The sequence below is a fragment of the Bradyrhizobium sp. 160 genome (assembly GCF_023073735.1).
GTDB lineage: Bacteria > Pseudomonadota > Alphaproteobacteria > Rhizobiales > Xanthobacteraceae > Bradyrhizobium.
On sequence record NZ_JADPKD010000077.1, the window covers coordinates 20,199 to 40,890 of the forward strand.

Consider the following 20,692-nt stretch of genomic DNA (forward strand, 5'->3'; position numbering starts at 1 on the left):
TGTTCTCACTGCAGCGGCGGATCGCCGCTGGTGCGCTTCTTGGCGAGATCCATCTCGGTGACCGCGATCAGGATCTCGGCGCGGGTCTTCAAGTCAGGCGCCTCCAGCATGGCCTGCTTTTCCGCGGGTCCGTAGGGCGACATCATCGCCAGCGCGTTGACCAGCGCCTCGTTGGGCGCGCTCTCGACGCCCTCCCAGTCGACCTTGAGATTGTTGGCCTTCAGGAAGTCCGCCAGAACCGCCAGCAGGGCTTCGCGGTCGACCTGGTCCTCGCCCATGCGCGCCGTGAAATCGTCGACGAAGGCGAAGAAATCCACCTTGCACTGCCGATAGGCGGTCAGCACGTCGAGCTCCTCGACCACCTTGAAACGCGAGACGCCGGTGAGCTCGAGGATGTAGCGGCCATCCCCGGATTCAGCGAGCTGGGTGATGCGGCCGACACAGCCGACGCGGAACAGTGCCGGCTTGTCGGAATTCTTCGGCGAGTGCGCCACATCGGGCTGGATCATGCCGATCAGGCGATGGCCGTCGCGGAAGGAATCGTCGACCATCGCGAGATAGCGCGGCTCGAAGATGTTGAGCGGCATCTGGCCCCGCGGCAGCAGCAGCGCACCCGGCAGCGGAAATACCGGAATGACCTCCGGAAGGTCGGCGGGCCCGCGATATTCGATGTTGATCGGCATCTGCCCGGTCCCCCTGGCGTTGCCAGCACGCCCTACGAAAACAGGATCGTCGACAAACGCTTGCGGCCCTCGACGGTTGCATCATCCGTGCCGCCCCAGGCCTCGAAGAACTGCACCAGCTGCTTGCGGGCGCCGTCGTCGTTCCATTTGCGGTCGCGCTTGATGATTTCGAGCAACTGCTCGGTGGCGGCCGCGCGGTCGCCTTGCGCGTTGAGCGCGGTGGCGAGATCGAATCGTGCCTGATGGTCGAGCGGGTTTGCGGCGACTTTCTGTTCCAACTCGGCCACCGGTCCCAGCGCTTCCGCCTGCTCGGCGAGATCGATCGTGGTCTGCACGGCTTTCACAGCGGGATCGTTGCGCTTGGATTCCGGCACCATGGCCAGCGTCTGCTTGGCCTGCTCCATCGCGCCGGAGACGGCGTAGCACTTCGCAAGGCCCGCAAGCGCCGCGATGTTGGTCGAATCATGCTGGAGCGCCTCGGCATAGATCTGCGCGGCCGCAGCCGTGTCGCCCTCGGCGAGCAAGGCCTCAGCCTCCTGCACGATCTCGGCGACGTTGACCTCGCCCGGCGCGGTGACGCCCTTGGTCAGCCGCTCGATGAAGGCGTTGAGCTGGCTCTCGGGCACCGCACCCATGAAGCCGTCGGCCGGCTGGCCGTTGACGAAGGCGATCACGGCCGGAATCGACTGGATGCCCATCTGCCCCGGAATCGCCGGGTGCTGGTCGATGTTCATCTTGACCAGCTTGACCTTGCCCTTGGCTGCCTTGACCGCCTTTTCCAGGATCGGGGTGAGCTGCTTGCAGGGGCCGCACCACTCCGCCCAGAAATCGATCAGCACCGGCTGGCGCTTCGATTCCTCGATGACGTCCTTCACGAAGGTCTGGGTGGTGGTGTCCTTGATCAGATCGGCGGCAGCCGGGCCCGCCGCTCCGTTACCCTGGTCGATGATCGTCACGGGATCCCCTCGTCATGTCTGGAATGGCGGCTCTTTAACACGCCGCCACATCGTGTGCTTGTTGTCGGCACCTAAATTGGGCCGAATGGGCCGAATTTCAATCCAGGTGCCTTGATTCGCCGGTTCCGGGGCGCTTTCGGGCGATTTGGTCGCATTCAGCGTCCATATCGGGCCTCCGATTGCGAATCTATGCCGCCGGTAGCTGTTGCATTCCCCTCCCGCTTTTGGCATACGACAGCCGTTGCCGGCGCGTCACGCGACCGACACAGGATGCGGGTGTAGCTCAGTGGTAGAGCACGACCTTGCCAAGGTCGGGGTCGAGGGTTCGAGCCCCTTCGCCCGCTCCAATTTTTCCCAGAGCATCCAGCCGAACCGGGCCGGGCCGTGGTTTTCCACGCCGCCGGCGACTGCATTGGGTCTCACATGACGATTCTGGTCACGGGCAGCGCGGGCCATCTCGGTGAAGCCATTCTCCGGACGCTGCGGGGGCGCGGATTGCCTGCGCGCGGGGTCGATCTGAAGCCATCTTCCTTCACCGACGCCATCGGATCGATCGTCGACCCAGGCTTCGTCCGGCGCCAGATGGACGGCGTCACGGCGGTGATCCACACTGCGACGCTGCACAAGCCGCATGTGGCGACCCACAGTAAGCAGGATTTCGTCGACACCAACGTCGCCGGCACGCTCAACCTGCTCGAGGCGGCCGCGGCGAGCGGCGTGAAGAGCTTCGTCTTCACCAGCACCACCAGCGCGTTCGGCTCGCAGCTTCGCCTGGAGGCGGAACAAGCCGCAGTGTGGGTCACCGAGGACCTGCCGCCGGTGCCGAAGAACATCTATGGCACGACCAAGCTGATGGCCGAGAACCTCTGCGAGCTGTTCTTTCGCGAGCGCGCCCTGCCGGTCGTCATCCTGCGGACCTCGCGCTTCTTTCCTGAAGCCGATGACGATCCGGCGATGCGACAGGCTTACACGACCGAGAACACGCAGGCCAACGAGCTGCTTTATCGCCGGTTGGACATCGCGGACGCGGTGAGCGCCCACCTGCTCGCCGCCGAGCGCGCGCCCAAGATCGGCTTTGCGCGCTACATCGTCTCGGCCACGAGCCCGTTCGAGCAACGCCATCTCGCGGCGCTCGCGCGCGATGCTGCCGGTGTCGTGCGCGAGCTCTATCCGGATTGTGTGCAGCTCTTTGCCGCGCGGGGCTGGCGCCTCTTCCCCGCGATCGACCGCGTTTATGTCAACGAACGCGCGCGGCGCGAGCTGGGCTGGCGGCCCGAATTCGACTTCGCGCATGTGCTGCGCAGCCTGCATGGTGACCGCGATTTTCGCAGCGCGCTGGCACGCGAGATCGGGTCGAAAGGCTATCACGACACGCTGTTCGACGACGGGCCCTACCCCGTCGCCCCCTAAGCGCGCTTATCGCTATTTTGCTCGATGCTTCAACTGTCTGTCCGGTGTCGCCGAGCGCAGGCTGGCGAGAGCCGTTCTACTGTGCATGGGGTTGTTTTCGCATTTTTTGGATGTCCACCCTCGCGCCGCCTGAAAATGGTCACGCGCCCTATTGATTCCGCGTTGCAGCGGGAGCGTTGGCATCGCGCCGTTCGCCCCCATTGACATTCCGTCTCAATTTTTCCGGAGAGCAACCGCAGTGCATGCGATGCCCTTCTCAGCGCTCGCAGATGTGCTAGCCTTTTTGCGTCTGCCTCCCGGCAGACTCCAAACTTCGCCTCTCGACTAGCAAAACAAAATAAATTGCAGCCCTGACGGCTGCCTTTGGGGAGTGACGCGATGACATCGATGTTCCATCGATCCGTGTTGGCGCTTGCAGCCGTTGCCCTTCTCGCGGGGACGAGCGCTGGCAATGCGCAACAGCAGGACAAGAACCGGGCGCTGAAGAAATACGAATCCGGTACCAAGGAGTTCTGGACCCATCCGCCGGATGACTGGTTCCTCGGCGACGAGACCGAGGCGCAGAAGGGCCTCGCGCCGCCATCGGGTCCGCCGACCGGCGCTTCCGACACCGAGCTCGCCAACATCGTCAAGAAGATCAAGCTGCCGCCGGGCTTCAAGATCGAGGTCTATGCCTCCGGCGTGCTGGCCGCCCGGCAGATGGCCTGGGGCGACAAGGGCACGCTGTTCGTCGGCTCGTTCGGCCTCGGCAACGTCTATGCCATCAAGGACAACAACGGAAAGAAGGAGGTCAAGACCGTCCTCAAGGGCCTGAACATGCCCACCGGTCTCGCCTTCAAGGACGGCGCGCTCTACGTCATCGCCGTCGACAAGCTGATCCGCTATGACGACGCCGAAGCCAAGCTCGACAATCTCGGCGAGGGCAAGGTCGTCTATGACGACATGCCGTCCTATGCCGCGCATGGCTGGAAATATATCGCGGTCGACAAGGATGGCTGGTTCTTCCTGCCGTTCGGGCCGCCGTTCAATGTCGGCATCCCGCCGACCAGCGTCTCGCAGATCCGGCGCGTCGATCCCAAGACCGGCAACGCCGAGATCTGGGCGCTCGGCGTCCGCAACTCGGTCGGCGGGGACGTCGATCCGCGCACCGGCAAATACTGGTTCACCGAGAACGCGCGCGATTGGATCAGCGATGATCTGCCCTCAGACAAGCTGAACATGATCAACAGGATCGGTGAGCATTTCGGCTATCCCTATTGCCACCAGGGCAATTTGCCTGATGACAAATTCGCGATGGGCCACAAATGCTCCGAGTTCACGCCGCCGGTGCTGAATCTCGGCGCGCATGTCGCTCCGCTCGGCATGAAGTTCTATACCGGCGACCAATTCCCCGCCGAGTACAAGAACAATATCCTGATCGCCGAGCACGGCTCCTGGAATAGGCACAAGTACCAGGGCGCACGCATCGTGCGCGTGATCGTCGGGCCTGACGGCAAGAATCCCAAGCAGGAAATCTTCGCCTCCGGCTGGCTCGAGGGTGATCAGGGCTATCTCGGCCGTCCCAACGACATCCTTCTCGCCAAGGACGGCTCGATCCTCGTGGCCGACGACTGGGCCGGCGCGATCTATCGCATCAGCTACAGCAAGAAGTAGCGCGCGGACGATAAGAGGCTGCGGTGGTCGCGAGCTGCCGCAGCCTCGTTTGCTCTCAACTTCGATGTCGTTCCCGATTGCGCGCCACTTGCGCGCAAGTCCGGAAACCATATCCACGAGCGGGGGTTATGGATTCCGGCTCCCGCCAAGCGGCGCCCCCCGCCCGCAATGACGAACTCGACAGATCGGAAGTCCTAATCATGCGCCGCCAGTTTTTTCCGTATGTCACCGGCGCGCTATCGCTCGCGGCGCTTGCGTTCGTTTCGGCGCAGGCCGCCGATAATGCCGCGATCAAAGAGAAGGCGGCCGCCTGCGCCGGCTGCCACGGCGAGAACGGCATTTCGCAGACCGAGAACGTCCCCTCGCTCGCCGGCCAACCCGATCAATTCCTGCAATGGCAGCTGGTGTTCTTCCGCGCCGGCTCGCGCAAGAACGATCAGATGCAGCCGATCGTCGAAGAGATCAGCAACGAGGACATTCGCAATTTCGGCGCCTATTTTTCGCAGCTGGCGCCGCCGAAGGCACCGGAAGACGAGGACCCGGACTTGTCGAAGAAAGGCGCCCAGGTCGCCGCCGGCCGCCGCTGCGCCTCATGCCATACCGACAGCTACGCTGGCACCAAGGCCGTGGCACGGCTCGCGGGCCAGCGCGAGGAATATCTCGTGAAGGCGCTGCACGACTACAAGGCCGGGCAGCGCGTCGGCGGCGGCGTCGCCGCGATGGCCGATGTCGCCTATCACATGAGCGAGGAAGAGATTACAGCGGTCGCGCACTACCTGGCGCATTTGCAGTAGCGCAAGGCTGTTGCCCCAAACTCCACCGTCGTCTCGAGGACGGGACCGATAACCACAAGGTGTGGTTTGGCGAAGACAGGTCGTTCTTCGATCGTCGCGCGGTACTGATAGCGTCGCTTGCGATAGATCACGCAGTGTGGGTCTCGGCCTTCGTCGGGGCGGTCCCTACCCCGCCCTCTGCTTCTCATACGCCTTCAGATGCGTATACGCGATGCGCAGCTTCGGCACGGGAACCTTCGCCGCATCCCCACGCGCGATGAGATCGCCGATGACGTGATCGGCTTCGACCGGCAGGCCGGCCTTGATGTCGCGGAACATGGATGCCGTCATCGGCGAGCCCTCGGTGGTCAGATTGCCCTTCACGCGCTCGAAGAACGGTCCGCCCGGCGGATAGCCCGACGCAGCGGCAATCGCGCTGGTCTCGTCCAGCATGCCGAGCAGAAAGTCCCTGCCGCCGGGGGCAGCGAGAATGTTGCCGACGGAGCTGCGCATCAGGCTGGTGGACGCTGCGAGCGTGGAGAGGAACACCCACTTCTCCCACATGTCCTGCAGGATGTTCTGGCTGGCGCTGGCGCCATTGATACCGCTCCTGAAGGCCTCGTCGATCGCCTTGACGCGGTCCGACAGCTTGCCGTCGCGCTCGCCGTAATTGATCGATTGCATCGGCTGGAGCTGCACCACCTCGCGCTGCTCGTTGAGGGTCGCGGCGATGGCGCAGAGGCCGCCGAGCACGCGCTCCTTGCCGAACTTGTCGTCGAGGACGTCGAGATGCTTCATGCCGTTGAGCATGGGGATGATCGCGGTGTTCGGCCCGACGGCGGCCGCGAACGACTTGATGGCGTCGTCGAGGTCGAACGCCTTGCAGCTCAGCAGCACGACGTCGAATTTTTCCGCGAGCTTGTCCGCTTGCACGGTCGGCGGCGCCTTCAGCGTCACATCGCCATTCGGGCTCTTGATGACGAGGCCGGCGCTCGCGAGCTCGCTGGCGCGGCGCGGCCGGACCAGAAAGGTGACGTCGCGGCCGGCCTGCAACAGCCTGCCACCAAAATAGCCGCCGATGGCGCCGGCGCCGACCACGAGGATGCGCATGGGGAGAACTCCGTAGTTATTCTTGGCGAATGGCGAATAGGGAGTAGCGAATAGCAGCTTCGCTTTCCACTCGCTATTCGCTACTCACCATTCGCGCCATTCACTTTCCCGACACCATCTCCTCGACCTCGCGCAGCTGCTCCTTGCCGAAGAACATCTCGTTGCCGACGAAGAAGGTCGGCGAGCCGAACGCGCCGCGCGCCACCGCCTCCTCGGTATTCTTGATCAGTCTGCCTTTCACCTCGGGTTCCTGCGCGCGGGCGAATAACTTTTGCGCATCGAGGCCGGATGACGCCAGCGCCTTCGCCGCGATCTCAGGATCGTCCATCTTCTTCGGCTCGCGCCACATGTGGTGGAAGGCGGCCTCGACATAGGTCTCGAACACGCCCTCGAGCTGCGCCGCGATCGCCGCGCGCATCAAGTTCAACGTGTTGACGGGGAAGAACGGATTCATGGCGTAGGGCTGGACTTTGAAGCGCTTGATGAAGCGCTCGGTCTCGACCGCCTGAAACTCGCGCTTGTTCTTGATGCCAGCGAGCGTCTCGGCTGGCGACTTGTTGTTGGTCGCCTTGAAGATGCCGCCGAGCAGGATCGGCACATATTCGAACTTGACGCCGATGCGTTGCTCGATTGCCGGGATCGCCAGATGGCTGAGATAGGCATTCGGGCTGCCGAAATCGAACAGGAATTGCGGGGCTGTGCGGGTCAATTCGATCTCCCTGGCGGCGCTTTTCATCCATTGTGGCGCAGGCCGCGCGACAGGTCCATCGTTTAATGATGGTCATAATGCCTTGATGATCCCGTCAGAGCAGACGCCGGATCGCCTGCTTGCGCCACACCAGGAGATAACAGCCCATCTGCAAAACGAACATGGCGCAGAACACGATCGGATAGGCGGCCCATACGCCCTCAAGGCCAATCGTGCGGCTTAGTATCGTTGCAGCCGGCAGCTCGATCGCGACGATGGCGAAGATCGAGAGCAGCATCGGCGTCAAGGCGATGCCGGCGCCGCGCAGGGCGCCCGAGAACACCGTGGCGAGGCCAAACGGAACCGAGCTCCACAGGGCGATGTAGAGGAGAGTCTTCGCCAGATCGAGCACGGCGCCGTCCGTGATGAAGATGCCGAGCACGGCGCGCGGTACCAGATAGATCAGCGCCACCAGCCCGCCGGTCAGGACGACATTGAACGCGAGGCCGGTGCGCACGATGCCCTCGAACCGCACCCTGTCGCCGCCGCCGATCGCTTGCGCACCGAGGATCGAGACCGCGATCGAAATCGACATTGCCGTGAATTGCGTGTAGCCCATCACCTGATTGACGGCGCCGTACGCGGCCGTGGCGTTTGAGCCGAAGCCGTTGACGAGCCCAAGCAGCACCAGCTCGGCAATCGCCATCACCACCATGCCAATTGCGCTCGGCAGTCCGATGCCGAGGATTTTTCCGAGCACGGCGCCGTTGAGCCGCAGGTGACGCAGCAGTGCAGCGTCCGGTGCCAGTGCATGCTTTCTCCGGAGCAGATGGACGGCCAGCACGATCAGCGTCAGCGCGTTGGCGATTGCGGCTGCCCATGCCGGACTGGTGATGCCCGCTGCCGGCAAGCCGAAGGCGCCGCGGATCAGCAACGGCGTCAGGGCCAGGCCGATCGCGGTCGATAGCGCCAGCGCGAGGAGCGGCGTCAACGTGTCACCGACGCCGCGGATCATCGCTGTCATCAGCAGGAAGACGAAGCCGAGCGGCATGGTCAGCAGCATGATGCGGGCATAGGCGCTGGCCTGGTCGAGGATGTCAGCGGGCGTTGCCAGCATGACCATCAATGGCCGGCTGAAGATCCCGCCAGCGAGTGCAACCGTTGCCGAGAGCGAGAGACCGATTGCGAGCGTCGTGCCGACGACGAGCTTGATCCTGCCGTGCTCGCCCGCGCCAAAGGCTTGGCCGATCAAGACGGTGGCGCCGGTGCTCAGGCCGATGACGAAGGCGAACAGGAAGAACATCACCGGGAAGAACGCCGAGACCGCGGCGAGCGCGTCGATGCCGATCATCTGGCCGAGATAGACGTTGCTGACGGTGCCGAACAGCGATTGCAGCGCGTTGCTCGCCATCAGCGGTGCGAGGAAGCGAAGAAACGTCGTCCAGAGAGGCGCGGATGCGGACATGAATTTGCCTTTCATCGAAGCGTGCGAAGCCGTTGCCGCGCGATGCGCGGCTCGGCCGTTGATGGGGTGAATGCTGCGCGGTTTAAGCGAGGTCGCTGTAGGCGAGCTTGACGATGTGGTCGCGGATGTCAGTCGGCCAGTCGGCGATCAGCCTGGTGAAGCGCCGTCGGTCATCCGCGAACAGCGCGCGCGAGGCTTCCTCGAACTGCGGCAGATTGCCCGCCATGGTCGACATGAAGTGATAGGCCGCATCGCGCGCCTGCCGCTCGCGGTCCTTGTCGCCGCTGGCGCGTCTGGCCTCGTCGACGAGCCTGCGCAGCGCGACCGAGGCGCCGCCGGGTTGCGCGTTGAGCCACTCCCAGTGGCGCGGCAGTAACGTCACCTCGCGCGCGACCACACCGAGCTTCGGCCGGCCGCGGCCGCGCGGCTCGCTCGATGGTTGGGTGCTTTCGCTCGGCGGCGGTATGATCTCGGCGAGCCGCGCCAGCACCTCATGATCCTCGCCGCGCAGGTCGAAATCGATCGACCGGCCAGTCCGGTCGTCGAAAATGATGATCGGCTGGTCCGGCTTCGATCCGGCCCGCTTGACTGCGAGCGCGACGTCGCCGGCCGCTCCCGAGGCCAGCCGGCGCTGGCCCATGAAAGCTGTGAAGGTGGCTTGCATTGGAATCATTGCCAGATTGACTGTGTTGGGGATTTAATACCCGGGTAAATTCACGGCGTCAATATACCCGGGTGAAAATATCCGCACCGATGGCTCGACATTGTGTTCCCGGGCTGGCACCAACGGCGCGACGACCAAGCCAAGCTGGGGACCACGCGATGCTGACCGTTCACCACCTCAACAATTCCCGCTCGCAGCGCGTGCTGTGGCTGCTCGAGGAATTGGGCGTGCCCTACGAGATCGTGCGCTATCAGCGCCAGCCGGACATGCGTGCGCCGAAGGAGCTGCGCGCCATCCATCCGCTCGGCAAATCGCCGGTCATTACAGACAACGGCAACACCATCGCCGAATCGGGCGCGATCATCGAGTATCTCATCGCTACCTATGGCAACGGCCAACTGATCCCGCCACCGAACACGCCGGAACGGCTGCGCTTCACCTATTGGCTGCATTATGCGGAAGGGTCGGCGATGCAGCCGCTGCTGCTCAAGCTGCTGTTCACGCTGATGCCGAAGCGCGCGCCGGCGTTGCTGCGCCCTTTGGTGCGCAAGGTTTCGAACCAGGCGCTCACCGCGCTGGTCAATCCGCAGCTCAAGCAGCACATGGATTTTTGGGAAAGCGAACTCGGCAACAGCGAGTGGTTCGCCGGCAACGAGTTCACCGCAGCCGACATCCAGATGAGCTTTCCGCTGGAAGCAGCGCAAGCGCGCGGCGGGCTGGAGCAGGGTCATCCGAAGGCGATGGCGTTCCTGGAGCGCATCCACGCGCGGCCGGCGTATAACCGCGCGCTCGAAAAGGGCGGGCCTTATCAGGTCGGGCGGTAAATCATCTCGGCGCAGTGACAGGGTTACTGTCCCGCAGCTTCCGCCCCACGCGTGCGCGGATCGGGCGCGCCGAGCGGCCCATTCGACGTCACCAGAATCGAATTGGCCGATGTCTGTCCCATCGGCTCCACAACGAAGTGGCCCATCGCCTTCAGCTCCAGCAGAACATCGGCAGGAAACCCGCTCTCGACGCGCACCTCGTCCGGCAGCCATTGGTGATGCAGCCGCGGTACGGAGACGGCGGCAGCCACATCCATCTTGTAGTCGAGGACGTTCACGATCACCTGGAGCACGGTCGAGATGATGCGGCTGCCACCAGGCGAGCCCGTCACCAGCACTGGCTTGCCGTCTTTGAGCACGATGGTCGGTGACATCGAGGACAGCGGGCGTTTTCCAGGCCCTGGCAGATTGGCCTCGAAGCCGACGAGGCCGTAGGCATTCGAGGCGCCGACCGCCGCGGTGAAGTCGTCGAGCTCGTTATTGAGCAGCACGCCGGTGCCGTCGGCAACGAGGCCGACGCCATAGCTGAAGTTCAATGTGTAGGTGTTGCTGACGGCATTGCCGCGGCCGTCGACGACGGAGAAATGCGTGGTGTTGCTGCCCTCGCGCGGCGAGACAGCAGCGGAAACGAGCTCTTTCGAAGGCGTGGCGCGCTCGGCGGAGATGCCCGCGCGCAGCTTGGCAGCGTAGTCCTTCGCGGTCAGCGTCTCGATCGGTGCGTTGACGAAGGCGGGATCGCCGAGATAGCGCGCGCGGTCCGCATAGGCACGCTTCATGGCTTCGATCAGGAGATGCAGCGATGCCGACGATCCCTGCTTCAGATCGGCGAGCCGGAAGCCTTCGAGAATGTTGAGCGTTTCCACCAGCACCACGCCGCCGGACGATGGCAGCGGCATCGACACGATGTCGTAGCCGCGATAGGTGCCGCGCACCGGCGCGCGGATCACCGCCTGATAGGACTTCAGATCGGCAGGTGTCATGATGCCGCCGGCGTCAGCCACGGCCTTGGCGAGTTTCTCCGCAACTGGCCCCTCATAGAAGCCGCGCGGCCCCTGTGCGGCCACGGCCGATAGCGTTTCGGCGAGATCGCCCTGCGCCAGCCTGTCGCCTTCGCCAAGTGGCGTGCCGTCGGGGCGCGAGAAGATCTTGGCCGAGGAAGGCCAGCGCGCCAGCCGCCGGTGCCAGGCCGGCAGCGTATCGGCCATGTCGTCGCTGACGACAAAGCCATCGCGAGCGAGCGCGATCGCCGGCTCGAGCAATTGCGCCAGCGTGAACTGACCGGAGCCATATTTTTCCAATGCGAGCGCGAGACCTGCAACGGTGCCGGGCACGCCGACGCCAAGCACGGAATCCCGTGACCTCGTCGGGTCAGGCTTGCCGTCGGGCCCGAGGAAAACTTGCGGCGTGGTCGCAGCTGGCGCGGTCTCGCGATAGTCGATAGTGATGTCTTCATTGCGATCGGCGGAATGGATCACCATGAAGCCGCCGCCGCCGATATTTCCTGCGCGCGGATAGGTCACGGCCATCGCAAAGCCGGTGGCGACCGCGGCATCGACGGCATTGCCGCCACGCCGCAGGATGTCGGCGCCGACCTGCGCAGATATCTTCTCCTGCGCCACCACCATGCCGTGTTCGGCAGCAGCGGCGCGCACCATATCGCGCGCGGGCGGGACATAGCCCCGCCGCGCATCCTGGGCCGTCAGAGGGACAAGACCGAACGCCAGCGTGGCTATGACGGCGAAAAATGTCCGCCGTGTCGAATATGACGACATCATCAAAATTCCCGTCGCGCTTTTCGGCCAGTTCACACGCGTCACGGCAATGCTATACGGTTTGCCCCGAGACAGGCAAAACTGTTCGTGATGAGGACTGCGTGATGACGACGATCGCCCAGGATGTGCGCATGGCCGGCGTGCCGCGGACCTATCCGCGGCGCGCCGCCGTCGTCAGCTGGATCTTCTTCGATTGGGCCGCGCAGCCTTATTTCACCCTGATCACCACCTTCGTGTTCGCGCCCTATTTCGCGACCGGCATCGCGCCAAATCCTGCCACCGGTCAATCGCTGTGGGGCTTTGCGATGGCGGCCGCGGGCCTTGCGATCGCATTGCTGTCGCCGGTGCTCGGGGCCATCGCGGATGCTTCGGGCCGCAGGAAACCATGGATCGCAGGTTTCGGCGCGGTGCTGGTGTTGGCGTCCTGCACGCTGTGGATCGGCAAGCCCGGCGATGACGCCATCATTCCGCCGCTGCTCACCGCCGTCGCGCTCGCCAGCGTCGGCGCGGAATTCGCTACCCTCTTCAACAACGCGATGATGCCGACCCTGGTGCCGCCGGAGCGGATCGGGCGGCTGTCCGGCACCGGCTGGGCGACAGGATACATTGGCGGCATCGTCAGCCTGATCATCGTGCTCGGCCTGCTCGCCGCCAATCCCGAGACCGGCCGCACGCTGCTCGGCTTGATGCCGCTATTCGGGCTCGACCCGATCACGCATCAGGGCGACCGTGCCGCCGGGCCGTTGACCGGGCTGTGGTTCATCATCTTCGTGACGCCGATGTTCCTGTTCACGCCGGATTATCCGGCGAAGCGCCCGGTGCGCGAGGCACTGCGCGAAGGACTGTCTGAGCTGAAGCAATCGATCAAAGGTCTGCCGAAGCAGAAATCGCTCGCGGCGTTCCTGCTCGCCAACATGATCTACACCGACGGTCTGGTGTCGCTGTTCGCGTTCGGCGGCATTTATGCCGCCGGCACCTTCGGCTGGCACACGATCCAGATCGGCACGTTCGGCATCATGCTCGCGATCGCCGGTGCCCTCGGTGCGTGGCTTGGCGGCAAGCTCGACGATCGTCTCGGGCCGAAGCGCGTGATTGCCGGCAGCCTGCTGATCCTCCTGCTGTCCGTGGCGGCGATCCTGCTGGTCGACAAGGACAGTGTGTTGTTCGTCAAGGTCGCGCCGCCGCAGCCGGGTGCGGCCCTGTTCTCGAGCGCGGCGGAGCGTGCCTATCTGGTGCTGGGCTGCCTGATCGGCGCCGCCGGCGGCCCGTTGCAAGCCGCTTCGCGCACGCTGCTGATCCGTCTGGCGCCGAAGGACCGCATCGCGCAGTATTTCGGCCTGTTCGCATTGACCGGGAAGGTGACGTCCTTCATCGGTCCGCTGTTGATCGGCATGATCACCGCTGCGACGGCGAGCCAGAAAGCCGGCATGGCCGTGCTGGTGGTGTTCTTCGTCGCGGGATTGGGGCTGTTGATGCGGGTGCGGGATTAGCATTCCTGCCGTCATTCCGGGGCGCGCGGAGCGCGAGCCCGGAATCTATCGTGCAGCGTGTCGCGCGGAGAAATGGATTCCGGGCTCGCGCCAAATGGCGCGCCCCGGAATGACAGCGAATTCAATGCCTGAAGTGCCGCGTCCCCGTGAAGACCATCGCGATGCCGTGCTCGTCGGCGGCCTTGATCACCTCGTCGTCGCGCATCGAGCCGCCGGGTTGCACCACGGCGGTGGCGCCGGCTTCGATGCAGGCGAGCATGCCGTCGGCGAACGGGAAGAACGCATCCGACGCCACCACCGAGCCCTTGGTGAGCGGCTCGGCGAGCTTCAGCTCACTCGCCGCGTCCTGGGCCTTGCGCGCTGCGATCCGCGCTGAATCCACCCGGCTCATCTGGCCCGCGCCGATGCCGACGGTGGCGAGGTCCTTGGCATAGATAATGGTGTTGGACTTCACGTGTTTTGCCACACGGAACGCGAATTTCAGGTCGCGCATCTCGGCATCATCAGGCGCACGCTTGGTCACGACCTTGAACGTCATGTCGTCGACCACGGCATTATCGCGGCTCTGCACCAGCAGGCCGCCCGCCACCGTTTTGGCGGTGAGGCCGGGCGCGCGCGGATCGGGCAGGCTGCCGGCGAGCAACAGGCGGAGGTTCTTCTTACCGCCGATGATGGCGATCGCCTCTTCGCTGGCATCGGGCGCTATGATGACCTCGGTGAAGATCTTGGTGATCTCGCGCGCGGTCTCGGCATCGAGCGGACGATTCATCGCGATGATGCCGCCGAACGCCGAGGTGGAATCGCAGGCCAGCGCCCTGCGATAGGCCTCGACGAGGTTCGGCCCTTCCGCGACGCCGCAGGGATTGGCGTGCTTGACGATGACGCAGGCCGCGGTGCGTTTTGCATCGAACTCGCCGATGCATTCATAGGCCGCGTCGGTGTCGTTGATATTGTTGTAGGAGAGTTCCTTGCCCTGGAGCTGCCGCGCGGTCGAGACGCCCGGGCGCTTCTCGGGGGTTGCGTAGAACGCAGCGGTCTGGTGCGGGTTCTCGCCATAGCGCAGCGACTGGATCAGCCTGCCGCCGAAGGCGCGGAAGTCCGGCGCGTCGACTTCGAGCTGCCGGTTGAACCAGTTCGAGATCGCGGCGTCATAGGCCGCGGTGCGGGCATAGGCCTTTGCCGCAAGGCGCCGACGCAGCTTCAGCGTGGTTGCGCCGTTGTTGGCGACGAGCTCGTCGAGCACGGCCTTGTAGTCCTCTGCCTCGACCACGACGGCGACGTCGTCATGGTTCTTCGCGGCGGCGCGGATCATGGCGGGGCCGCCGATGTCGATGTTCTCGATGCAATCCTCGAAACCGGCGCGTTTGTCGACGGTCGCTTCGAACGGATAGAGGTTGACGACGAGGAGGTCGATCGGCGCGATGCCGTGGGTCTTCATCGCGTCGGTATGGTCCTTGTTGTCGCGGATCGCGAGCAGGCCGCCATGCACCTTCGGATGCAGCGTCTTGACGCGACCGTCCATCATCTCGGGGAAGCCGGTCAGCTCGGAGACGTCCTTCACCTTGAGGCCGGCGGCGGCGATCGCCTTGGCGGTGCCGCCGGTCGAGACCAGTTCGACATCGTGCACGGCAAGCGCCTTTGCGAACTCGATCAGGCCTGTCTTGTCGGAAACGGAGAGTAGGGCGCGGGTGGCGCGACGGAGATGGTCAGTCATGAGCAAGATCCTCTGTTCAGGGAGTGTCTATGCCCAGGCGCGCGGCGGATATGTGTCGCGCTTCCCGATGGTGCTCCATCCAAGGTCGCCAGTCGCGCGAACGAGCGCTCGATAGCAGCTTTCGGAGTCGCTCTCAACGGCTAGATAGCGCCGGATCGCGCCTGTTTACAAGGGAAGTTCCGGCTCGCGACGGGCATTACGGCGCGCATTGGTCACCGCTGGCGAGGCAGTGGAACGCACAAAACTCCAGCGGATCGAGGGAGCCTGCCGCGCATCCTGCCGGATCACGATCTGCGCGGTGCGGCGCGGCCCGTCATTGCCGGCCAGGAACACACTGTCTTCGAGATCGACCTTGTCGTCGAGCGCCTCAAAGGTCCAGACGTCGCGGTTCGGCAGCACCAGCATGACGCCGCGCGCATCCGACAACCGGCTCGCCTTCACTGCCGGATGCAGATGGAAGCGCAGCGCGAAATCGGCATCGGCGCCCTTGAAGCGTCCGCCTTGCGGCGGCGACAGCGTGTCCTCGCCGTCGATCCGCGCACCGTCATTGGCGATCATCAGCACGCGGCGATGAATCGCGCCGAATTTGGCGAAATAGCCGTCATGCGAGGTTGTAAGCAGGGTGCCGTTCTGGACAATTTCGCGATAGCTCTCGACCTCGACCGGGCCGCTGGTGACGGGCGCGCCGTGCAGGAGGCGCTTCATCGCCGACATCTCGACGAACTGGCAGGATGAGGTGTCGTGATAGGCCAGCGTCGAATGCGCTGCGGTGCCCCGTGCGAACGGCCGCCAATTGTCGCGGCCCGTGGTCGGCATTCCGCAATTGGTGACGATGCGGCTGATGCCGGAGGACAGTTCGAACGACAGGCAGCCGGCATGGGCGTCGTGGCTGACGCCCGCCGGTGGCGGGGGTCCGGTATCGATGATCAGCGTGGTCTGGCCGGCGTCGAGCCGCTGGAAGCCTGTATGCGGCATGTTCGCCATCGGTGCGCCGTGGGTATCGTCATAGGCGAGCAGCGTGGCGAGCAGGTCGGACGGCGTCGCACTCATGCCGTTGAACAGCGCGAAATTGCCGTCCCCATGGCGAAAGAAGCGCAGCATCGGCATCATGCGGTCGATCGCGTTGAGCAGCGCCGGCGGCGGCGCGATGTTACGCGCCGCGAAGGTCTGTCGCAGCGGCAACAGGTCGATCAGGAGATCGATCAGGGCGCCCGGGTTACGGGAGATGTGTCCGCCGTCGGGCAGGATCTGCCGCTGCAATTCGTCGGAGAGCTTTTTCGAGGCGGTGCGGATGTGGCGTGCCTGGTTGGCGAGGCATAACGCCGCGTAGCACAGCGCGATCAGCACCTGGAGCTTCGGCACCCCGTCGGGAATGTCGAGCATGGCGTAGCGCAGCAAGCGGATCTCGCGCGCGAGGGCGCGCAAGTAACGGCGGTAAAACTTGTTGTCGGTGTCGTTGAGCACCAAGGGTGCCTGTGACAGCAGCGAGATCACGCGCCGCGCCAGCACGTCGGCGCGCCGCGCGACCGGTCGGCGCTTGTTGGCAGGGTTCGAGATCCAGTCCTCGACCAGTGCGCGCGCATTCGCCCGCGTCAGCGCGGTGTCGGCGGCGCGTAAGTGCCGCAGCCAACCGAAGCCGAGCAGCGCGACCTCCCAATCCTCCGACGGCGGTTCGAGATCGAAGATCGAGCGGCCATGGCAATTGACGATCTTGCCGGCGAAGACGAAGCGGCCGGCATAGATCTCGGCGGCGCGGGTCGCATCCGCGGTACGCAGGTCATGCGGCGCGATGATCAGCCGGTCGGTGCGGCTGGGCCAGACCCGCGACACCGCCACAGGTCCGCCGCTCGCGCGCGCGAGCATGTTCCGCGCGAAGCGGTTCATCACCAGCGTCGAGATACGTCTGCGTTGAGCGACCGACACGCCTTGCCTTGAAGGGGAGAGGAGGATTCCGACGAATCCTTATTAATCCCAAAATCGCACGGCTGACACCACCTTGAAAGGGTGCGAATTAGCGTCGGGGGTGCAAAATCCAGTGCAAAATCAGGATTTAACGAGCCGAGCCGCGTAGAATCCGTCGAGCCCGCCGAGCTTGGGATCGGCGTTTGGAAGATGACTGGGCAGGGTGCGCAGATCGCCTTCCGCGGTGAGGATTTCGTCGAGACCTGCGACCTCGGACGCCTCGATTGGAACGCGGCGAAGCGCGGGCTCTGCGGCCAGCAGCGCAGCGATGGCCTGCTCACCCTCTTCGGGTTCCAGCGAACAGGTGCAGTAGACCAGCGTCCCGCCGGATTTAAGCAGCGACAGGGATTTGCGCAGCAGCCGCTGCTGGAGCGCGGTCAGGGCGGCGATGTCGGATTGCTGCCGGAGCCATGCCACGTCGGGATGACGGCGGATCGTACCGGTCGAGGTGCAGGGCGCATCGATTAAAATACCGTCGAAGGCTTCGGCAGGGCCGGCCCATTCAACGGCGTCAGCGACGACCGTCTCGGCCTGGAGCGACAATCGCCGCAGGTTTTCGCGCAGCCGCGCCACCCGGGCGGGCGAGCGGTCGATGGCCGTGACATGCGCGCCGGCATGTGCCAGCTGCGCGGTCTTGCCGCCGGGGGCAGCGCAGAGATCGGCGATGGACTTGCCGTTGATATCACCGAACAGCCGAGCGGGCAGCGCGGCCGCGGCGTCCTGCACCCACCATTGTCCCTCGGCAAAGCCCGGCAGCATGGTCACCGCGCCATGCAGCAGCATCCGCACGGTCCCGGTCGGCAGCGTCTCGCCATGCAGGCGGCTTGCCCATTGCGCGGCATCCGACTTCACCGTCAGATCGAGCGACGGCTCGTGGCCGAGCGCGAGCGCCATGTCTCTCGCTGTCGCCTCGCCATAATGCGCGCTCCAGCGCGCGAGCAGCCATGGCGGCAGGTCCAGCGATTGCGTGGCAACTTCCTCGACCAGAGCCTTGCCCTCGCGCGCGCAGCGGCGCAGCACGGCATTGACGAGCCCGGCATAACGCGCGGCGCGCCGGTCGGATTGCACGAGGCGAACGGAGAGATCGACGGCGGCGTGGTCGGGCACGTCCATCCAGAGGATCTGCGCCGCGCCGATCAGGAGCGCGCTCTGCGCACGCGGTGCGTCGGAGGGAATGCCCTTGTCGAGCAGGCGGGAGAGCACGTGGCCAAGCGTGCCGAGGCGGCGCAGCACGGTGGCGACCAGGCGCCGCATCAGCGCGCGGTCGCGGTCGGCCAGCGACTTCAGTCCGGGATGAGCGCCGCTTCCGTCGAGTTGGTCGTCGAGCGTGCGGTGCTTGTGCAGCACGCCGTCGACGATGTCGGCGGCAATCCGCCGTGCCGCAAGACCTGGCACTTCGGACGGAGGGGCGAAACGTTGAGATGGCATGCGGAAGCAAGGTTCTGAGCGAGCGGCAGTTCCGCCGCGATGGGCGCATGCCTTAACCGGCTCGTTTGTGGCACGCGAATATGCCAAATGTAAGAATCGCTTCCGGCTTTTTCAGCCCTTGGGCCCCATTTCAGGGATGCGTTATTGGACGTCGCGCTGCGGGCCGTCCTGCGCTAGAAGAGCCGCACGATGAGTGACCAGCCTTCCGTTCCCGATCGCAAGCCGCTGCCGCCCGCAGCCCAGCGCGCGCTGGCTGAAGCCGAGGCGCGACGGCAGGCCGCGGCAGCCGAAGCCAAAGCGCGGCCGAAGGAGCTTCAGGGACCCAAGGGACCAGAGCCCACTCGCTACGGCGATTGGGAGAGCAAGGGCATCGCTTCCGACTTTTGAGCCCTTGCTGGTCCAGCGGGATGTCCGCCGTGGCCATCACAGATCGCGATGCTCGCGCTCGGTGAGCGACAGGCGACATGATCTCGATGAACTTGCCCGCGCGGCTTGCTTATTCTCTGCTCGGATTCCATCTGCTCGATGCCGATCAGGCTTCCTTGAATGTTTTGGCCGCATGCGCGTCGTCGCCGATCCCGTCACCACGACCGAAACAGGGAATCTCGATTGTCTTCTTGCCACCGCGAGCTGTAACAGCACCTCGCGGTGCGACGATCGGGCCGGCGATGTTCAGCACCGAGAAGACGAATGCGCCGCCGACGAGCGCGAAGTTGGCGACACGATCCGCTCCCGCCGCACCGCGAATTCGTTTGCCTCGCCCATCGAGTCGACAATCCATGAAAGTGGAACTTTCCTGCAGGGCTCGTCTGTCGATCGGAATTGTCGCATCTGGAGCGTCGCACTTGTCCGTTTCCCCGACTCAGCCCTAGCTTGGCTGGATGCGCCTGCCCAATCGCCCTAGTGCCTATCGGCCGCAGTTCGGCGGCTCTCCGTTCCATCGCCGATTCTCCGGACTGTTGCCCTGGATGTTCGTGGTCGGCGTCGTGACGGCTGTCGTGCTTGCCTTCCGGCACGGCACGAACTGGCCCGTCCCGCATGGGCCCGAACGCCAGACCACCGAAGTCGTCCTCCAGCAGGCGGGAGATGCTGGCGCTCGCCAGCCGGTCGAGGTCATCCGCACTGTCGACGGCGACACGTTTCTGGCGCGCGTGCATCAGCGCAGCGGCGGCCATCTCGTTGTGCGGGTTCGCCTGCGCGGCATCGATGCGCCGGAACTGAAGGCATCCTGCCAGGATGAGCTGAACAAGGCCGAAGCCGCCACCGATGCGCTGCGCAATCTGCTCGGTCAGGGGGACGTGACGATTTCCAATCTCGGACCCGACAAATACGGACGCATTCTCGCTGATGTCGCGACCCGGCGGACTGCCAACGTCGCGGCCACGCTGCTCGCGGGCGGTTACGTGCGCAGTTACAATGGCGGCCATCGCGACGGCTGGTGCGCGCGGGGCTGGCGTTTCTGGTAACAAAAAAGCCGCGTCGCAAGACGCGGCTTTCGCAATCCTCTCCCGGTCTCTTCGATCAGTGCGTGACGACCACCGTCGTGCCCACGGGGACGCGGCCATAGAGATCGGTGATGTCGTCGTTGAGCATGCGGATACAGCCATAGGAGACGAAGCCGCCGATCGAGCCCGGCACGTTGGTGCCGTGGATCGCATATTCGCCGCCGGACAGCGTCATCGCCGCAACGCCCATCGGGTTGCGAGGCGAGCCGCCCGGGATGACGTCGGGAATGTTCGGCTTGTCGCGCTTCACCTCGGCAGGCGGTGCCCAGGCCGGATTGAGATACTTGCCGTCGATCTTGGTCGTGCCGGCCCATTGCTTGCCGGCCTTGCCGACGCCAACCGGATAGCGCACGGCATGGCCGCTATCGAGAATGAGATAGAGCCGCCGCTCGCTGGTCTTGACCACGATCGTGCCCGGCGAATAATCGGCCAGGTTCGTCCCGACCATTTCCGGCCGCGCCTCGGCCGCCGTCGACATCAAGACCCCGACCCCGATGGTGGCGGCCAGCGCCACCGCAATCCTCATCGATATCATTTTCCCTTGCCCCGAAAGGATCGTCCAAACCACGCAAACCCGGCAATTGCGGCTTGCCCA

Annotated in this window: 19 protein-coding genes, 1 tRNA gene and 1 riboswitch; of the genes, 8 read left to right on the forward strand and 12 right to left on the reverse strand. The window is 64.7% G+C overall.

The features are described 5' to 3' along the window. Positions 1-5 precede the first annotated feature (5 nt). Together IVA98_RS32145 and trxA are read right to left on the reverse strand one after the other, a co-directional pair. Complete coding sequence (locus IVA98_RS32145; protein ID WP_247279979.1) at positions 6-683, reverse strand: LON peptidase substrate-binding domain-containing protein; 678 nt, start codon at positions 681-683, stop codon at positions 6-8. Positions 684-715: 32 nt separating this feature from the next. After that, positions 716-1,639: a thioredoxin gene (gene trxA / locus IVA98_RS32150; RefSeq protein WP_247299739.1), complete on the reverse strand. Its 924-nt coding sequence runs from the start codon at positions 1,637-1,639 to the stop codon at positions 716-718. A gap of 272 nt (positions 1,640-1,911) precedes the next feature. Between trxA and IVA98_RS32155 the strand changes: the two genes are divergently transcribed. From IVA98_RS32155 to IVA98_RS32170, 4 genes are all read left to right on the forward strand, one after another. After that, positions 1,912-1,986, forward strand: a tRNA-Gly gene (locus IVA98_RS32155). A gap of 76 nt (positions 1,987-2,062) precedes the next feature. Continuing rightward, a complete protein-coding gene (locus IVA98_RS32160) occupies positions 2,063-3,049 on the forward strand; it encodes an NAD-dependent epimerase/dehydratase family protein (protein WP_247332292.1) in 987 nt (328 codons plus the stop codon). Positions 3,050-3,427: 378 nt separating this feature from the next. Beyond that, a complete protein-coding gene (locus tag IVA98_RS32165) occupies positions 3,428-4,702 on the forward strand; it encodes a PQQ-dependent sugar dehydrogenase (protein WP_247299753.1) in 1,275 nt (424 codons plus the stop codon). A gap of 200 nt (positions 4,703-4,902) precedes the next feature. Then, the gene (locus IVA98_RS32170; protein WP_247299755.1) at positions 4,903-5,496 is read left to right on the forward strand and encodes a c-type cytochrome; all 594 of its coding nucleotides are present in this window, start codon (positions 4,903-4,905) and stop codon (positions 5,494-5,496) included. A 165-nt stretch (positions 5,497-5,661) separates the two neighbouring features. Here IVA98_RS32170 and panE read toward each other — a convergent pair whose 3' ends face one another. The 4 genes from panE to IVA98_RS32190 all read right to left on the reverse strand — a co-directional run bounded on the left by panE (position 5,662) and on the right by IVA98_RS32190 (position 9,402). Beyond that, positions 5,662-6,585 carry a 2-dehydropantoate 2-reductase gene (panE, locus tag IVA98_RS32175; RefSeq protein ID WP_247299757.1) on the reverse strand — a complete coding sequence of 308 codons (924 nt, stop codon included), beginning with the start codon at positions 6,583-6,585 and terminating at the stop codon, positions 5,662-5,664. 100 nt (positions 6,586-6,685) lie between these two features. Beyond that, complete coding sequence (locus IVA98_RS32180) at positions 6,686-7,294, reverse strand: 2-hydroxychromene-2-carboxylate isomerase (RefSeq protein ID WP_247299759.1); 609 nt, start codon at positions 7,292-7,294, stop codon at positions 6,686-6,688. Positions 7,295-7,388: 94 nt separating this feature from the next. Next, complete coding sequence (locus IVA98_RS32185) at positions 7,389-8,738, reverse strand: MATE family efflux transporter (protein ID WP_247299761.1); 1,350 nt, start codon at positions 8,736-8,738, stop codon at positions 7,389-7,391. An 82-nt stretch (positions 8,739-8,820) separates the two neighbouring features. Further along, positions 8,821-9,402, reverse strand: coding sequence for a DUF2239 family protein (locus IVA98_RS32190; protein WP_247299763.1), 582 nt, complete (start codon positions 9,400-9,402; stop codon positions 8,821-8,823). A 158-nt stretch (positions 9,403-9,560) separates the two neighbouring features. Between IVA98_RS32190 and IVA98_RS32195 the strand changes: the two genes are divergently transcribed. Next, positions 9,561-10,226 (forward strand): glutathione S-transferase family protein, encoded by a 666-nt coding sequence (locus tag IVA98_RS32195; RefSeq protein ID WP_247299765.1) that lies wholly within the window; start codon positions 9,561-9,563, stop codon positions 10,224-10,226. 23 nt (positions 10,227-10,249) lie between these two features. Here IVA98_RS32195 and ggt read toward each other — a convergent pair whose 3' ends face one another. Continuing rightward, on the reverse strand, positions 10,250-12,001 hold the full coding sequence (gene ggt / locus IVA98_RS32200) for a gamma-glutamyltransferase (protein WP_247299767.1): 1,752 nt from the start codon (positions 11,999-12,001) through the stop codon (positions 10,250-10,252). Positions 12,002-12,102: 101 nt separating this feature from the next. Between ggt and IVA98_RS32205 the strand changes: the two genes are divergently transcribed. Next, a complete protein-coding gene (locus tag IVA98_RS32205) occupies positions 12,103-13,488 on the forward strand; it encodes an MFS transporter (protein ID WP_247299769.1) in 1,386 nt (461 codons plus the stop codon). A gap of 121 nt (positions 13,489-13,609) precedes the next feature. Here the strand turns inward: IVA98_RS32205 and purH are convergent, their stop codons facing one another. The 3 genes from purH to IVA98_RS32220 form a co-directional block, all read right to left on the reverse strand. After that, positions 13,610-15,202 carry a bifunctional phosphoribosylaminoimidazolecarboxamide formyltransferase/IMP cyclohydrolase gene (gene purH, locus IVA98_RS32210; RefSeq protein WP_247299771.1) on the reverse strand — a complete coding sequence of 531 codons (1,593 nt, stop codon included), beginning with the start codon at positions 15,200-15,202 and terminating at the stop codon, positions 13,610-13,612. Positions 15,203-15,226: 24 nt separating this feature from the next. After that, positions 15,227-15,308, reverse strand: a riboswitch (ZMP/ZTP riboswitch). Positions 15,309-15,367: 59 nt separating this feature from the next. Continuing rightward, positions 15,368-17,086: a heparinase II/III family protein gene (locus IVA98_RS32215; protein ID WP_247300058.1), complete on the reverse strand. Its 1,719-nt coding sequence runs from the start codon at positions 17,084-17,086 to the stop codon at positions 15,368-15,370. Between the two features lie 159 nt (positions 17,087-17,245). Further along, positions 17,246-18,592, reverse strand: a complete 1,347-nt coding sequence (locus IVA98_RS32220) for an RsmB/NOP family class I SAM-dependent RNA methyltransferase (protein WP_247332294.1) — start codon at positions 18,590-18,592, stop codon at positions 17,246-17,248. Positions 18,593-18,781: 189 nt separating this feature from the next. Here IVA98_RS32220 and IVA98_RS32225 point away from each other — a divergent pair, with 189 nt between their 5' ends. Beyond that, positions 18,782-18,979, forward strand: coding sequence for a DUF1674 domain-containing protein (locus IVA98_RS32225; protein WP_247279992.1), 198 nt, complete (start codon positions 18,782-18,784; stop codon positions 18,977-18,979). 145 nt (positions 18,980-19,124) lie between these two features. Here the strand turns inward: IVA98_RS32225 and IVA98_RS32230 are convergent, their stop codons facing one another. Then, positions 19,125-19,373, reverse strand: coding sequence for a hypothetical protein (locus tag IVA98_RS32230; protein ID WP_247299775.1), 249 nt, complete (start codon positions 19,371-19,373; stop codon positions 19,125-19,127). A gap of 100 nt (positions 19,374-19,473) precedes the next feature. On the opposite strand from IVA98_RS32230, the gene IVA98_RS32235 reads away from it, so the two are divergent. Beyond that, positions 19,474-20,058 carry a thermonuclease family protein gene (locus tag IVA98_RS32235; protein WP_247299778.1) on the forward strand — a complete coding sequence of 195 codons (585 nt, stop codon included), beginning with the start codon at positions 19,474-19,476 and terminating at the stop codon, positions 20,056-20,058. A 55-nt stretch (positions 20,059-20,113) separates the two neighbouring features. On the opposite strand, the gene IVA98_RS32240 is transcribed toward IVA98_RS32235, so the two are convergent. After that, positions 20,114-20,629: a L,D-transpeptidase gene (locus IVA98_RS32240; protein WP_247300060.1), complete on the reverse strand. Its 516-nt coding sequence runs from the start codon at positions 20,627-20,629 to the stop codon at positions 20,114-20,116. Between the last annotated feature and the right edge of the window lie 63 nt (positions 20,630-20,692).

Excerpts from the sequence above, each read along its gene's own strand:
- IVA98_RS32145 (WP_247279979.1), bottom strand. The coding sequence starts at position 683 with ATGCCGATCAACATCGAATATCGCGGGCCCGCCGACCTTCCGGAGGTC.
- IVA98_RS32160 (WP_247332292.1), top strand. The coding sequence starts at position 2,063 with ATGACGATTCTGGTCACGGGCAGCGCGGGCCATCTCGGTGAAGCCATT.
- IVA98_RS32165 (WP_247299753.1), top strand. The coding sequence starts at position 3,428 with ATGACATCGATGTTCCATCGATCCGTGTTGGCGCTTGCAGCCGTTGCC.
- IVA98_RS32170 (WP_247299755.1), top strand. The coding sequence starts at position 4,903 with ATGCGCCGCCAGTTTTTTCCGTATGTCACCGGCGCGCTATCGCTCGCG.
- panE (WP_247299757.1), bottom strand. The coding sequence starts at position 6,585 with ATGCGCATCCTCGTGGTCGGCGCCGGCGCCATCGGCGGCTATTTTGGT.
- IVA98_RS32185 (WP_247299761.1), bottom strand. The coding sequence starts at position 8,738 with ATGTCCGCATCCGCGCCTCTCTGGACGACGTTTCTTCGCTTCCTCGCA.
- IVA98_RS32190 (WP_247299763.1), bottom strand. The coding sequence starts at position 9,402 with ATGCAAGCCACCTTCACAGCTTTCATGGGCCAGCGCCGGCTGGCCTCG.
- IVA98_RS32195 (WP_247299765.1), top strand. The coding sequence starts at position 9,561 with ATGCTGACCGTTCACCACCTCAACAATTCCCGCTCGCAGCGCGTGCTG.
- ggt (WP_247299767.1), bottom strand. The coding sequence starts at position 12,001 with ATGATGTCGTCATATTCGACACGGCGGACATTTTTCGCCGTCATAGCC.
- IVA98_RS32205 (WP_247299769.1), top strand. The coding sequence starts at position 12,103 with ATGACGACGATCGCCCAGGATGTGCGCATGGCCGGCGTGCCGCGGACC.
- purH (WP_247299771.1), bottom strand. The coding sequence starts at position 15,202 with ATGACTGACCATCTCCGTCGCGCCACCCGCGCCCTACTCTCCGTTTCC.
- IVA98_RS32215 (WP_247300058.1), bottom strand. The coding sequence starts at position 17,086 with ATGAACCGCTTCGCGCGGAACATGCTCGCGCGCGCGAGCGGCGGACCT.
- IVA98_RS32220 (WP_247332294.1), bottom strand. The coding sequence starts at position 18,592 with ATGCCATCTCAACGTTTCGCCCCTCCGTCCGAAGTGCCAGGTCTTGCG.
- IVA98_RS32225 (WP_247279992.1), top strand. The coding sequence starts at position 18,782 with ATGAGTGACCAGCCTTCCGTTCCCGATCGCAAGCCGCTGCCGCCCGCA.
- IVA98_RS32230 (WP_247299775.1), bottom strand. The coding sequence starts at position 19,373 with ATGGATTGTCGACTCGATGGGCGAGGCAAACGAATTCGCGGTGCGGCG.
- IVA98_RS32235 (WP_247299778.1), top strand. The coding sequence starts at position 19,474 with ATGCGCCTGCCCAATCGCCCTAGTGCCTATCGGCCGCAGTTCGGCGGC.